Annotated in this window: 14 protein-coding genes; 9 read left to right on the forward strand and 5 right to left on the reverse strand. The window is 70.0% G+C overall.

What is annotated here, in order from left to right; translation table 11 throughout:
- The first annotated feature begins 156 nt into the window (after positions 1–156).
- The 6 genes from ASG53_RS16380 (at position 157) to ASG53_RS16405 (ending at position 4677) form a co-directional block, all read left to right on the forward strand.
- Entirely contained in the window at positions 157–543 is a 387-nt protein-coding gene (locus ASG53_RS16380) for a hypothetical protein (protein WP_056135840.1), read from the forward strand.
- Positions 544–679: 136 nt separating this feature from the next.
- Positions 680–1057 (forward strand): hypothetical protein, encoded by a 378-nt coding sequence (locus tag ASG53_RS16385; protein ID WP_056135843.1) that lies wholly within the window; start codon positions 680–682, stop codon positions 1055–1057.
- A 119-nt stretch (positions 1058–1176) separates the two neighbouring features.
- Positions 1177–1548 (forward strand): hypothetical protein, encoded by a 372-nt coding sequence (locus tag ASG53_RS16390; RefSeq protein ID WP_156382853.1) that lies wholly within the window; start codon positions 1177–1179, stop codon positions 1546–1548.
- Positions 1549–1616: 68 nt separating this feature from the next.
- Positions 1617–2747: a hypothetical protein gene (locus tag ASG53_RS16395; RefSeq protein WP_156382854.1), complete on the forward strand. Its 1131-nt coding sequence runs from the start codon at positions 1617–1619 to the stop codon at positions 2745–2747.
- A complete protein-coding gene (locus tag ASG53_RS16400; RefSeq protein WP_056135852.1) occupies positions 2744–3442 on the forward strand; it encodes an ABC transporter ATP-binding protein in 699 nt (232 codons plus the stop codon). The genes ASG53_RS16395 and ASG53_RS16400 overlap by 4 nt, the downstream gene beginning before the upstream one ends.
- Before the next feature lie 53 nt (positions 3443–3495).
- The gene (locus ASG53_RS16405) at positions 3496–4677 is read left to right on the forward strand and encodes an ABC transporter permease (protein ID WP_156382855.1); all 1182 of its coding nucleotides are present in this window, start codon (positions 3496–3498) and stop codon (positions 4675–4677) included.
- A 42-nt stretch (positions 4678–4719) separates the two neighbouring features.
- Here the strand turns inward: ASG53_RS16405 and ASG53_RS16410 are convergent, their stop codons facing one another.
- Positions 4720–4950, reverse strand: coding sequence for a hypothetical protein (locus tag ASG53_RS16410; RefSeq protein ID WP_056135858.1), 231 nt, complete (start codon positions 4948–4950; stop codon positions 4720–4722).
- 313 nt (positions 4951–5263) lie between these two features.
- Between ASG53_RS16410 and ASG53_RS16415 the strand changes: the two genes are divergently transcribed.
- Positions 5264–7840, forward strand: coding sequence for an ATP-dependent Clp protease ATP-binding subunit (locus tag ASG53_RS16415; protein ID WP_056135861.1), 2577 nt, complete (start codon positions 5264–5266; stop codon positions 7838–7840).
- A 103-nt stretch (positions 7841–7943) separates the two neighbouring features.
- Here ASG53_RS16415 and ASG53_RS16420 read toward each other — a convergent pair whose 3' ends face one another.
- The 4 genes from ASG53_RS16420 to ASG53_RS16435 all read right to left on the reverse strand — a co-directional run bounded on the left by ASG53_RS16420 (position 7944) and on the right by ASG53_RS16435 (position 11378).
- Positions 7944–8582, reverse strand: coding sequence for a uridine kinase family protein (locus ASG53_RS16420; RefSeq protein WP_056135865.1), 639 nt, complete (start codon positions 8580–8582; stop codon positions 7944–7946).
- Between the two features lie 166 nt (positions 8583–8748).
- Positions 8749–9522: a tryptophan-rich sensory protein gene (locus ASG53_RS16425; RefSeq protein WP_056135870.1), complete on the reverse strand. Its 774-nt coding sequence runs from the start codon at positions 9520–9522 to the stop codon at positions 8749–8751.
- A 51-nt stretch (positions 9523–9573) separates the two neighbouring features.
- Entirely contained in the window at positions 9574–10200 is a 627-nt protein-coding gene (locus tag ASG53_RS16430) for a response regulator transcription factor (RefSeq protein WP_056135873.1), read from the reverse strand.
- Positions 10197–11378, reverse strand: coding sequence for a sensor histidine kinase (locus ASG53_RS16435; RefSeq protein WP_056136435.1), 1182 nt, complete (start codon positions 11376–11378; stop codon positions 10197–10199). Before ASG53_RS16435 ends, ASG53_RS16430 begins: the two co-directional genes overlap by 4 nt.
- A 167-nt stretch (positions 11379–11545) precedes the next feature.
- Here ASG53_RS16435 and ASG53_RS16440 point away from each other — a divergent pair, with 167 nt between their 5' ends.
- Together ASG53_RS16440 and ASG53_RS16445 are read left to right on the forward strand one after the other, a co-directional pair.
- On the forward strand, positions 11546–12604 hold the full coding sequence (locus ASG53_RS16440; RefSeq protein ID WP_056135876.1) for an FtsX-like permease family protein: 1059 nt from the start codon (positions 11546–11548) through the stop codon (positions 12602–12604).
- The gene (locus ASG53_RS16445; RefSeq protein WP_056135879.1) at positions 12601–13296 is read left to right on the forward strand and encodes an ABC transporter ATP-binding protein; all 696 of its coding nucleotides are present in this window, start codon (positions 12601–12603) and stop codon (positions 13294–13296) included. Before ASG53_RS16440 ends, ASG53_RS16445 begins: the two co-directional genes overlap by 4 nt.
- Positions 13297–13305 lie beyond the last annotated feature (9 nt).

Raw genomic sequence — 13305 nt, forward strand, 5'->3', positions numbered from 1 at the left:
GATAGAGAGCGGGTGGGCCCGGCGGGCCCACCCGCTCTCGTGCATCCGGAAAGGGACCTCTGGCCCATTGTGCCGATTTGAGCGCTTCGATACTTTGGGTCCATATGGGCCACAGTCGAACCCGACACGAGGGCCTCCTCAGAGGACGGCGCAGACATGCGAAGAGCGATCACCACCCTGGGACTGATTGCGGTTCTCCTCATGGGCTCGATGACGAGCGCCAGCGCGGCTGTCCAGAACTGGTCCGGGAACGTCAGCAGCGGAGGAACTTTCGCGCACTTCTCTCGAGCGCGGACGTCGACCATGGAAGTCTGGGTTGCGGTGACCTCCGCCGAGGCGAAGGTCCAGCTCATCACGTGCGACAGCCGGAAGGCGAACATCGGGGTCACACGGCGCATCGCCACCCAGGGGGCAGCAGGGATGGGGGCAGGGACCAAGAACCAGAAGTTCTGCATGGCTATCGCGCGCTCTGTCCCTGCAGACACGAATGGGTGGCTGGCCGGTCCGGGGATCACGTACATGACCGGTCGGATCGAGTACTGATGCTGTCCGGGCTCTGTACGGTCCGCGAGCGGGCGGCGTGAGCGGCAGGAGGTCCCGCGAGGAGTTGCGGGATCGCAGGGACAGCACTCTTGGCGCGGGTCGTTGCGGTGAGCTGTCGTGGCGCAACGCAACCCTGGTGCTCCTGGTTGCGGCGCTTGCCGCATGCGGGGCGGATCCTGTCGCTGACAAGCTGGCAGAGTTCGACCCTGCCGAGGCTCAGGCGATCCGGGATGACTTCGAGCGTGAGGGATGGACCTACAGCGAGGAGAGCGTGCTGGGGATCCTGGTCGGGGAACGCGAGTGTCGACAGATACGCGCGGCCCTTGCCGATCTCGCGGCTGGTTCACCGGTGGACGAGATCGCCGATCATCTCGACGAGGTGCTGGTCGTGCAGAACGAGGTGTTCCAACCTGACATGGCTGTCTACTTCCAAGGTGTCGTCGACGAGCTGAGGTCGGGTTCCCCGACCAACATCCAGGAGTACCTCGAGCTCAACTGCGAGTACGTCCAGTGAGGGGAGGGGTGCGGGGCGTGTCTGGAGCAGGGCGGTCAGGCCTGTCTGGACCGCCGCAGAGCTGGCCCGCGAAGGGGCTCGTGGTCGCGTCCCGGGCCCGCGGCGCAGCCCTGGTGGCCATGGTTCTGGTGATCGCCGGATGCGCACCGAACGCCACCGCGGCCGCACTCGCAGAGTTCGACCCCGACGAGGCTCAGGAGATCAGGGACAGCTTCGAGCGAGACGGGTGGAGCTACAGCGAAGAAAGCGTGCTCGGCATCCTCGTCATGGAGCGCGAGTGCCGAGAGATCCGGTCGAGCCTGGCGGACCTCGCCTCCGGAGCTCCTCTCGACGACGTGGCGGATCATCTCGACGATCTTCTCGTCGAGCAGAACAGGCTCCACCACCCGAACTCTGCCGAGTACTTCCAGGTCGTCGTCGACGAGCTGCGGTCAGGTTCCCCGACGAACCTCCAGGAGTATCTCGACATCAACTGCGAGAACGTCCAGTGAGACGGCGGGTGTGGGTCTGGTCTGCTGCCGCTGTCGTCGCGGCAGGGGCTGTCGTCGGTGGATACGCTGTGGCAGCCGCCGAGGGTGAGGACCAGGTGGTCGAGTCCTTGCGGACGACGGCTGCCTACGTGCGGGACGTCGAGCACGCCCTGACCTTCGACGCCACGACGGCCTCCGTCACCCGGGTGGAGCCGGGCGCCACGACTCTCATGATGGTCGCCGCCGTCGACCCGCTGATCCTCTACGACCTCGTCCCGTCGCTCGAGGCGGGAGGGGTGTCGGGCACAGCGTCGATCACCGGACGCCGGGGCACGTTCGCGTGCGGCGCTCTGGCCGTCCTGGAGACCGTCGAGTCGTCAGACGGTGCGACGCTCGCCCCGGCCGGTGCTGCGCCTCAGGGTGGAGGTGGCGCTGCACGGTCGGAGAGCAGCGACCCACCAGGCGACACTCCGGTCACGGGAGCGGCTCCGGAGGTCGACCCAGCGGTGCCGGCAGGCCAGTGGCCACGGTTGCGCTGCGACGTCCCCGTCGAGGTCGAGGCCTACGTCGGTCTCGAGGCGACGGTCCAGGTCGACTACAGGACCCCGGCGGGTGCGCGGAAGACTCTGCGCCTGCTGACGGCGATCAGCAGCGAGACCGCGCCCAGCACCGTCGTGGACGACCACAGGGTCGTACGCGCCGCGGTGGACCCCGCGCTCCTCTACCAGCTCACCCCAGCCGTCGACGCAGCTCAGGTCACCGGCACCGGAGCCGTGGTCGGGCGAGACCAGACCTTCACCTGCGAGGCCGTCACGCTCTACGACAGCACCCTCGACGACGGTGCCCAGGGCGTCGTCGCGGCGCCGGAGCAGGCCTCGGTCCTCGCACCGCAGGCAGAGACCGTCGACGGTGGTGCGCGCGCCGACCGCGCTGTCTCCTGCCGCGTCCCCGCAGACGTCGAGCTCTACGACGGCGTCGCCGTCAGGCTGCGGGTCTCGACCGCCCGGGTCACGGACGCGCTGGTGGTACCCCTCACCGCGATCCGGACGACGAGTGTCGGCACCGGGATCGTCGCGCTGGTGACGGGCACAGCGGCCGACGGCACCCAGACGACGGCGAACCGCGTGGTCACCCTCGGGCTCGACGACGGTCTCGCCGTCGCAGTCACCGACGGGCTCGTCGACGGGGACGTCGTCGTCGACCCGATCTCGCAGACATGACGGCGCTGCTCGAGGTGCGCGGCTGCGGGCACAGCTTCGGCCAGCCCGACGGTGGCACGCTCACGGTCCTCGACGAGCTCGATCTCGAGGTGCACGCCGGAGAGTCTGTCGCCCTCACCGGACGCTCAGGGTCTGGGAAGTCGACGCTCCTGTCGATCCTCGGGCTGCTCCGCAACCCCCAGCGAGGTACGTACCTCGTCGGTGGGCGCCCCAGCCATGACCTCTCCGAGCGAGGTCTCGCCGCGCTGCGGGCCGAGACCTTCGGGTTCGTCTTCCAGGACTACATGCTCATGGAGCGGCACACGGTCCGCCAGAACGTCGAGGTGCCGTTGAGCACGGCGTCCCGCGGTCTGTGGTCAGACCGACGCCGTCTCGTCGACGAGGCTCTCGATCTCGTCGGGATCGCCGAGAAGGCAGAGTCTCGCCCGCCCACGCTGTCCGGTGGGCAGCGGCAGCGCACGGCGATCGCCCGCGCCCTGGTCCGTCGCCCGTCGGTGATACTCGCCGACGAGCCGACAGGTGCCCTCGACCCCACGACAGCCGACGCAGTCATCGAGCTGCTGCTCGGTGCAGCCCGTGCGCGGGGCGCCGCGCTGGTCGTCGTCACCCACGATCCTGACGTCGCGGCCCGGATGGATCGGAGACTGCTGCTCGTCGACGGGCACCTCGTCGATCTCGCCGGGGCGCTCGCGTGATCCCTCTGGCCCGCCTGGTGCGGCTCGCGGCGCGAGAGATCACGACGAACAGGATGCGCGCCGCCCTTCTCGTCCTCAGTGTGGCGGCTGCGGTCGCCGCCATGACCGTGGTCACCCAGCTCGGTGTGACTGCCGAGCAGGCCGTCGCCGACGACGTGCTCCGGACCCAGGGACGTGTCGGGACCTACACCGTCACGATCACCGGTTCTGCCCCGGTCTCGGCGCTGCTGCCGAGCGGTTCTGCCAGCGGCATCGAGAGCGCGACCGGCCGGACCGTCGAGCTGTCCGGCGGCACAGCATCAGACCCGGACAGTGCACGAGCCCCGGTGGGGCTCACGGTCTACGCCGTCGACCCCGGCGTCGTCGCGTCCCTGCCCACAGTGCTCCTCGCCGGACGGTGGCTGGAGGACGACGACGCGACCCTCGGGGCAGTGCCTGTCGTCCTCGCCTCTCGGACCGTCACAGCCCTGTGGCCTGATGCGATGCCTGGCGAGATCATCGGTAGGTCGGTCCGCCTCACCTACCCCGACCCGACCTACCTGACGGTCGTCGGTGTCGTCGGCGACGGTCCGCTCGCCAGGTTCACCGACGGCGGCGGCTTCGTCCCGCTCACCGAGGACGGTCTCCCGCCGAGCCTCGTCCCATGGGCGACGCAGGTGCAGACGACAGACAGCGAGGTGGACCTCTACCTCACGACGGGTGACCGCGGTTCCGGACCGGCAGACCGGGCGCTCGAGACCGTCCGGGACCGCCTCGCCTCGGACGGGGTCTCCTCAGCTCAGGCCCACGTGCTCCGGGTCGACACGGCCGATGACTTCGACGGCTCGTCCGCTGTCCTGTCGGTCGTGATGCGGAGCGTCGGGCTCGTGGTCCTGGCCGTCGGGGTGCTCGCCGTGGCGGCCGTCTCGATGGCATCGCTGCGGGAGCGGGCTGGTGAGCTCGCCCTGCGGCGCGCGATGGGGACCTCGCCCCGGTCGATCGGCGGGCTGGTCCTCGTCGAGAACCTCATGGTCGTCTGTGCGGGTGCGGTGCTCGGCGTCGTCCTGATCCTGGTCGGCAGCCACGTCGTCACCACCTGGGTCGCCGTGGACCGAGACGGGAGGGCCCTCGCCGAGGTGGACATCTCGACAGCGCTGACCGCTCTCGGCGCGACGGCGGTCCTGGGGCTGCTCGTCGGGCTGTTCCCCGCCCGACGAGCAGCGCGCCAGGGAGTGATGGACGTGCTCGCGTCCTGACGCGACACCGAGGCGACGGAAAGCCACCCGGCACGGGAGCGGCTACCTCTTCTTGCGGCGCCTGTAGAACGCTCCGGCGACGATCCCCGCGAGGAACATCAGCGCGAGGAACAACCACAGCGGAGAGTTCACCGTCATCCACAGCACGTGGATGGTCGTCTCGCCGCGGTTCTGCAGGATGAACACGACGGCCAGCACCACCAGCACGATGGTGAGCCACCGCTGCTTGACGAAGGCGACGACCGCGTTCTCGGTCTGGGCTGGCTCGGTCATGAGGCTCCTCGGTGGTGCGGGCGGGTCAGGCTCTCTGGACGAGACGCCGGGGCTGCGCACGGGGCGGAGCAGGGGCGGCCCTCGGGCCTGACTGTGCTGGTGACAGCATCCTCCCGCGAAGCCGTGCCCCTGTGCCACCTCTCGTCACCGGTCACCGAGCCTGTCGCGGCGCCCGTCGAGCACCACCCTGCGTTTTCACGCCTGCGGCGAACAACGGCATATCGAGCGAGACTCACCGGTTCCTGCCTACTAGAGTCGGTGCGGTCAGGTCTGGGAACCCTCCAGTTCCGGCCCGCACCTGTGAGGAGCGCACATGTTCGAGAGATTCACCGACCGAGCCCGTCGGGTGGTCGTCCTTGCCCAAGAAGAGGCACGGATGCTCAACCACAACTACATCGGGACCGAACACATCCTGCTCGGCCTCATCCACGAGGGCGAGGGTGTCGCAGCGAAGGCCCTGGAGTCCTTGGGTATCTCCCTCGACGCCGTGCGGTCACAGGTCACCGAGATCATCGGCGAGGGCCAGCAGGCCCCGTCGGGTCACATCCCCTTCACGCCGCGTGCCAAGAAGGTGCTCGAGCTGTCCCTGCGCGAGGCGCTGCAGCTCGGCCACAACTACATCGGCACCGAGCACATCCTGCTCGGCCTGATCCGTGAGGGCGAGGGTGTCGCAGCCCAGGTCCTCACGAAGCTGGGTGCCGACCTCAACCGCGTGCGCCAGCAGGTCATCCAGCTGCTCTCGGGCTACCAGGGCAAGGAGCCCGTCGCCTCGGGTGCCCCTGCCGAGGGCACCCCGGCCGGCTCGGCCGTGCTCGACCAGTTCGGCCGCAACCTGACCCAGGCTGCCCGCGAGGGCAAGCTCGACCCGGTCATCGGTCGCGCCAAGGAGATCGAGCGCGTCATGCAGGTCCTCAGCCGACGCACCAAGAACAACCCGGTGCTCATCGGTGAGCCTGGCGTCGGCAAGACCGCCGTCGTCGAGGGCCTCGCGCAGGACATCGTCTCCGGCGACGTCCCCGAGACGCTCAAGGACAAGCAGCTCTACACGCTCGACCTCGGCTCGCTCGTCGCCGGGTCGCGCTACCGCGGTGACTTCGAGGAGCGCCTCAAGAAGGTCCTCAAGGAGATCCGCACCCGCGGCGACATCATCCTGTTCATCGACGAGATCCACACCCTCGTCGGGGCCGGTGCCGCAGAGGGCGCGATCGACGCCGCGTCGATCCTCAAGCCGATGCTCGCCCGCGGTGAGCTCCAGACCATCGGAGCCACGACCCTCGACGAGTACCGCAAGCACATCGAGAAGGACGCGGCCCTCGAGCGCCGGTTCCAGCCGGTCCAGGTGGCCGAGCCGTCCCTCCCGCACGCGATCGAGATCCTCAAGGGTCTGCGCGACCGCTACGAGGCGCACCACCGTGTCTCGATCACGGACTCCGCGCTCGTGGCGGCGGCGACCCTCGCCGACCGGTACGTCAACGACCGCTTCCTCCCCGACAAGGCCATCGACCTCGTCGACGAGGCAGGCGCGCGTCTGCGCATCCGCCGCATGACCGCTCCGCCGGAGCTGCGCGAGCTCGACGAGCAGATCGCCGAGGCCCGCCGCAACAAGGAGTCGGCCATCGACGAGCAGGACTTCGAGAAGGCCGCTGGTCTGCGTGACACCGAGAAGCAGCTCACGCAGCAGCGCGCCGACAAGGAGAAGGCCTGGAAGTCGGGCGACCTCGACACCGTCGCAGAGGTGGACGAAGAGCTCATCGCCGAGGTGCTGGCCATGTCGACCGGTATCCCGGTCTTCAAGCTCACCGAGGAAGAGTCCTCGCGTCTGCTGAAGATGGAGGACGAGCTGCACAAGCGCGTCGTCGGTCAGGACATCGCCATCAAGGGCCTGTCGCAGGCGATCCGTCGCACGCGCGCCGGGCTCAAGGACCCGAAGCGTCCCGGTGGCTCGTTCATCTTCGCCGGTCCGACAGGTGTCGGTAAGACCGAGCTCGCCAAAGCTCTCGCCGAGTTCCTCTTCGGGGACGAGGACGCGCTCATCCAGCTCGACATGTCGGAGTTCTCGGAGAAGCACACGGTGTCGCGCCTCTTCGGCTCGCCCCCCGGCTACGTCGGCTACGACGAGGGTGGCCAGCTGACCGAGAAGGTGCGTCGCAAGCCCTTCTCCGTGGTCCTCTTCGACGAGGTCGAGAAGGCGCACGCGGACATCTTCAACTCGCTCCTGCAGATCCTCGAGGACGGTCGACTGACCGACTCGCAGGGCCGCATGGTCGACTTCAAGAACACCGTGATCATCATGACCACGAACCTCGGTACCCGTGACATCGCCAAGGGCGTCCAGACCGGTTTCAACGCCGGCGGCGACACCGTGACGAGCTACGAGCGCATGAAGGCCAAGGTCAACGAAGAGCTCAAGCAGCACTTCCGCCCCGAGTTCCTCAACCGTGTGGACGACACCATCGTGTTCCCGCAGCTCACGCAGGACGAGATCGTCAAGATCGTTGACCTCATGATCGCGAAGCTCGACGGACGTCTGCGCGACAAGGACATGGGCATCGAGCTCACGCCCGCCGCGAAGATCCTCCTCTCCGAGAAGGGATACGACCCGGTCCTGGGTGCACGGCCGCTGCGCCGCGCGATCCAGCGCGAGATCGAGGACGTCCTGTCGGAGAAGATCCTCTTCGGCGACATCAAGGCCGGCGAGATGATCCTCGTCGACGCCGAGGGCGAGGGTCTGCTGGGCGAGTTCACGTTCCGCGGAGTCCCGAAGAACCTGCACAAGCGTGACGCCGTCGTCGTGGCTGCCGCCGCGGTGACCGGCGGGTCGGACGCCCCCGTCGGGCTGAACGACCTCCCGCCGACAGGTGGGGCCTCGGCCGCGGCCGACCCTGCCTGATCGTCGACCGCTGTAGGCGGGGTACCGGCTGAGCCGGAGCCACGCCCACAGCACCACGAAGGCCCCCGGACCGTGAGGTCCGGGGGCCTTCGTGCGTCTGAGGTCAGGCTGCCGCGAGGGCGCGGATCTCCTTCTCGGCCTGGGCGACGCGGACGGCCCGGCAACCCTGCGAGGTCCAGCGGCGGACGAACCCGGGCTCGTCACGCATGAGTCCCCAGCCGCGTCGGACGAGGGTGAGCGGAGGCTTGCGGGACTCGCCGAGGTCGCGCAGGAGACGGAACCAGAAGGTCACCAGCCGGGGTCGCGTGATGCACACGGCGTCGGCGAGGATGCCCTCGGCCCGGCAGGCGGCGACGAGCTCCGAGGCGAAGATCCCCTCGGCCACGATCACCCGTGCGCCTGTGACGTCAGCGTGCGTGGTCCCGGTGCGGGTCGACGTCGGGATGTCGTAGATCGGCAGGTCGGCGTGGCCTGTCGTGCAAAGCTCGACCAGGGCGCGGAGGGCGTCGTCGGCGTCCCAGCTCGCGGGGGAGTCCCAGTCGGCGATGCCGAAGCGCCTGGGCATGTCCGGGTGGTCGTGGTCGTGGTAGAAGTCGTCGAGCTGGATCGACGGCAGACCGAGCCGGCGCACCAGGCTGGACTTCCCCGACCCTGACGCGCCGGTCATGAGGACCACGCGGGCCGTCGGTCGACGCGTTCCCGGGGGGAGGTCGAAGAGGCCGTCGGCGTCGTGTGCAGTCACCTGACCATCTTTCCAGATGCTGCGGGGCCGACTGTCGGAGAGTGGGCCCGCCGGGGTGTGGTGTGCGGCACCGCGCAACGAGACCCGCCCTGTGCGGGACGCAACCGTCCCGTGCACCTCGGGCTCGCGACCGACGTGTCCTGCCGGCTGGTCGCGTCCCAGCCCGTCAGGCGCGGCGGCGCAGCCTGACGACCACGGCTGAGAGCAGCGCGACCGCAGCAGCGGCAGCTGCGACAGGCGCGACGGTCGAGTCTTCGAGCGGGCCCTCCCAGCGGGCGACCGCGATCCACGCGAGCCCCCACGCCATCGCGAGGTTGATGGCCAGGCGCCCGCCGGTGTGGACGGCGAAGCCGACAGCGATCAGCGCTGCGACCACGAGCAGCACCACAGACCACCCTGTCGCCCCGAGGCCCAGGTCGCCCGGCTCGGCAGTCTTGAGGGCTGCCGCGACGTTCGCGATGGCCGCGACGGTCACCCAGCCCAGGTAGAGCCCGAAGGTACCGTCGACCAGCACGGTCTCGACGAGGGACGACGACGGGGTGGCGCGCATCCGCTCGAGGATCATCACGAGCGTGGTGAGCAGCGCAGCCATGACGACGACGCTCGCCCACACCGACCCGGCCTGCACCACGAGCAGCCATCCCGCGTTGAGCAGCATGGAGACCGCGGCGAGCCAGCCCATCGACCGCTGACGCGCGGACTCGCGCTGGGCAGGGAGCGCCTGCCACACGGCGTAGGCGACGAGCCCGAGGTAGATGACCGACCAGATCGAGAAGGCCGTGGTGCCGGGGGCGACGGGGGTCGCGCTCGCCGAGAGCGCACCGTCGGCGGCCTCGGACGTCGGCGTCCCGCCGAAGGCGCCGGCACCCCACGCGGCACCGAAGATCGCCACCACGGCGAGGACGAGCACGGACACCTGTCGGGTGAGGTCACGGTTCATGCCACGACCCTCGCACGGAGCGCGCGGCACGGCATCCGGGCAGGGCCCGACCTAGCGCACGATCCCTCTGCCCCGAGCCGCAGAGACTGCAGCGGTCCGGGAGGTGACGTCGAGCTTGGAGTAGATGTGCGCGAGGTGGGACTTCACGGTGGTCTCGCTCACGAAGAGCTCTCGGGCGACCTCGGCGTTCGTCTTCCCCGCTGCGACCAGCTCGAGCACCTCGATCTCGCGGCTGCTCAGGCTCACCTGGGGGGACCGGACCCTGTCGAGGAGCCGTGACGCGATGACCGGCGCCAGCGCGCTCTCCCCGGCGGCGGCGGCCCTGACGGCGGCCGCGAGCTCGTGGGGAGGTGCGTCCTTGAGCAGGTATCCGCTCGCGCCGGCCTCGACGGCGCCCAGGATGTCTCCGTCGGAGTCGTAGCTTGTCAGGACGAGGACGTACGGAGCTGCCTCGAGCGCCCTGATCTGACGGGTCGCGTCTGCGCCCGTGAGCCTCGCGCCAGGCCCGAACTGGAGGTCCATGAGCACCACGTCGGGGTTCTCCCGGCGTGCTGCCGAGACAGCCTCCTCGGGGGTGGAGGCCTCGGCGATCACCTCGAGGTCGTCCTCCGTCGCGAAGAGCGCGACGAGCCCGGCCCGCACGATCGGGTGGTCGTCGGCGATCACCAGGCGGATCACGGTTCGCCCTCCTGCGGGAGCGTCACCGTCAGGACCGTCCCACGGCCGGGGGCAGAGTCGACGGTGAGCGCACCGCCGAGCTGCCGGACCCGTTCCCGTGCAGCCTGGAGACCGAAGGAGTCCGATCTGCCTGGTCGTGCCCCGCCGCCGTCGCTGGGGTCGAAGCCGGTGCCGTCGTCCGCGACGGAGAACCGTGTCGTCTCGTGGTCCTGCTCGAGGGTGATCGTGGCAGTCCGCGCGTGCGCGTGCTGGATGACGTTCGCGACGGCTCCCTGGGCGATCCGCAGGAGGGCGGTCTGCAGGTGCATCGGGAGGCTGACAGAGTCCGGGACGTCGACCGTCACCTCGAGGTCCTCCGCAGACCACTGGGTCCGCGCGAGGCGACGCAGCACGCCACCGAGGCCGTGGTCGTCGAGGTCTGGCGGGGTGAGCCCCTGGACGAGGCTGCGTGCGTCGGCGAGGTTCGCCGCGGCGGTCTCGCGCGCGAGGCGGACGTGCTGGAGCCCTGGACGTCCGGGGTCCGCGCGCTCGGCGGCGTGCAGGAGCATCTGGATGCTCGACAGCCCCTGGGCGAGCGTGTCGTGGATCTCGCGCGCCAGGCGGGCGCGCTCGGCGAGGACACCCGACTCGTGCTCGGTCGCCGCCAGCTGCCCGCGGGTGGCGAGCAGCTCCGTCATGAGCGCCTCGCGTTCGACAGCCTCGTGGGCGAGCGCCCGATATCCCGACCCGATGAGCAGGGCGACCCCGGCTCCCACGAAGGGACCGACGACCCCGCCGACGGTCCACCCACCGTGGACGCCCAGCGCGACGACGACGACGACCGTCGTCGAGCCGACCGCGACAGGCCCCCACCACCGGCCGAGGAGGTGGAGGTACAGGAAGAACAGGGGGAAGACGAGATAGGCGGCGTCAGGGCTCAGCCACAGCAGGCAGGCCCACTCGAGGGTCAGCACGCCGAGCCACGCACGCCCCCGGACCAGGTCGTCGTGACGTCGGGTGAGGACGGCCCCCAGCGCGTAGGTGGCGAGCACCAGGAGCGACAGGGCGACGGTCGTGCCGCTCTGCGGCCCGGGGACGAGGACCGCGCGGGCGACGACCACGGCCGTCAGCGCGACGAAGAGTGCGTGCAGCCCGGTCCGCAGACCCACGAACACCGGGGTCAGTGGGGTGGGTGCCATGAGGTCGACGCTACGCCCCGTGCCGGTCGGGCTCATCGTCCGAAAGGACGACCGCGCGATCCACAGGCCGCGCCTGCTGTGCCGTGCTGACGGGCGATGCTGCGGCGTGCGGCGAGAGCGCAGAGTCGGAGACGTCATCACCTCAGGTGGCCAGAGAGGAGCTCTTCATGTTCGTCGCCCTGCGTGACCTGCGCTTCGCCCGGGGACGGTTCGTCCTCATCGGCGCGGTCGTCGCGCTCATCACCGTGCTCGTGGGATTCCTCAGCGGGCTGACCGGAGGGCTCGCCGCCCAGAACGTCTCGGCGGTCCTCGCGCTCCCGGCAGACCGCGTGGTGTTCGGCGGGGGCACCGAGCAGAGCTTCTCCGACTCGGTGGTCACCGAGCAGCAGGCGTCCTCGTGGGAGTCGGCCGACGGGGTGAGCGCTGTCGAACCTGTCGGGATCAGCCAGACCAGTGCCGAGGCCGGGAACTCGCGTGCCGCGGTGAGCCTCTTCGGTGTGCGACCGACCTTCGGGCCTGACGCTCCCACCCACGAAGGGACGCTCACGCTGTCGGTGGGCGCCGCCGAGACCCTGGATGTCCAGGCCGGTGCCGAGGTCGCCGTCGCCGGCACCACCTACACGGTCGCGGCAGTGGCTGGCGACGGGTGGTACAGCCATGCGCCTGTCGTGCAGATGACGTTGCAGGACTGGCAGACCTACTCGGCAGCGACAGGAGCCCCGGGTGCTCACGCGACAGTCCTGGCGGTCTCCGGTGACCCGGACTGGGCGGCGACCGACGAGAGCGCCGGGACCACCTCGAGCAGCGTCCTCGGGTCGGTGACCGCGCTGAGCGCCTTCACGTCCGAGATCGGGTCTCTGCTCCTCATGGTCGTGATGCTCTTCGGGATCTCGGGGCTGGTGGTCGGAGCGTTCTTCACCGTCTGGACCATGCAGCGCCAGGGGGACGTGGCGGTCCTCAAGGCGCTCGGCGCCAGCACGCGGTCCCTCGTGCGCGACGCCCTCGGGCAGGCAGCCGTCGTGCTGCTCCTCGGGACCGGGGTCGGGCTGGGTGTCGTCGTCCTGCTCGGCACCCTCGCCGGCACCGCGCTCCCGTTCGCGCTCAGTCCCGTCACGACCCTCCTGCCCGCAGCCGTCATGATCGTGCTCGGCCTGGCGGGAGCAGGCGTCGCGCTCCGTCCCATCACCTCCGCCGACCCCCTCACAGCCCTCGGGAGCAACCGATGATCCGCCTCGACGACGTCACCCTCACCTTCCCGGACGGAGACGCCCAGGTCACTGCCGTCGACCACGTCTCTCTCACCGCGCACCCGGGGACCGTCACCGGCATCACCGGCCCGAGCGGGTCGGGCAAGTCGAGCCTCCTGGCCGTGGCGGCGACGCTGATCCGCCCTGACTCCGGGCGCGTGCTCGTCGACGACGTCGACGCGACGGCACTCCGGCGGGAGGAGGCGACCGCGCTCCGGCGAGAGAGCATCGGGATCGTGTTCCAGCAGCCCAACCTGCTGCCCTCGTTGACGGCGCACGACCAGCTCGCCGTGATGAACGAGCTCGGTCCCGGCAGGCGTCGCCGCGCCCGCGCCGCGTCGGGTCGCCGCGCTGACGAGCTGCTGGACGCTGTCGGCCTGGGGGACCACCGCGACAGGCGCCCCCACCAGCTCTCGGGTGGGCAGCGTCAGCGGGTCAACATCGCCCGGGCACTCATGAACGAGCCTCGTGTGCTCCTGGTCGACGAGCCGACCAGCGCGCTCGACCAGGAGAACGGCGCCAGGATCATCGATCTCGTCCTCGAGCTCACGGGTCGGATGGAGACGGCGACGCTCCTGGTCACGCACGACCTCGGGCACCTGCCGCGCCTGCACGAGGTCGTGCGCCTCGTCGACGGCAGGTCGAGCGTGGTCCACGCAGCCGACCTGTAGGGGCCCGTC

Source organism: Sanguibacter sp. Leaf3 (genome assembly GCF_001425965.1).
Lineage (GTDB): Bacteria > Actinomycetota > Actinomycetes > Actinomycetales > Cellulomonadaceae > Sanguibacter > Sanguibacter inulinus.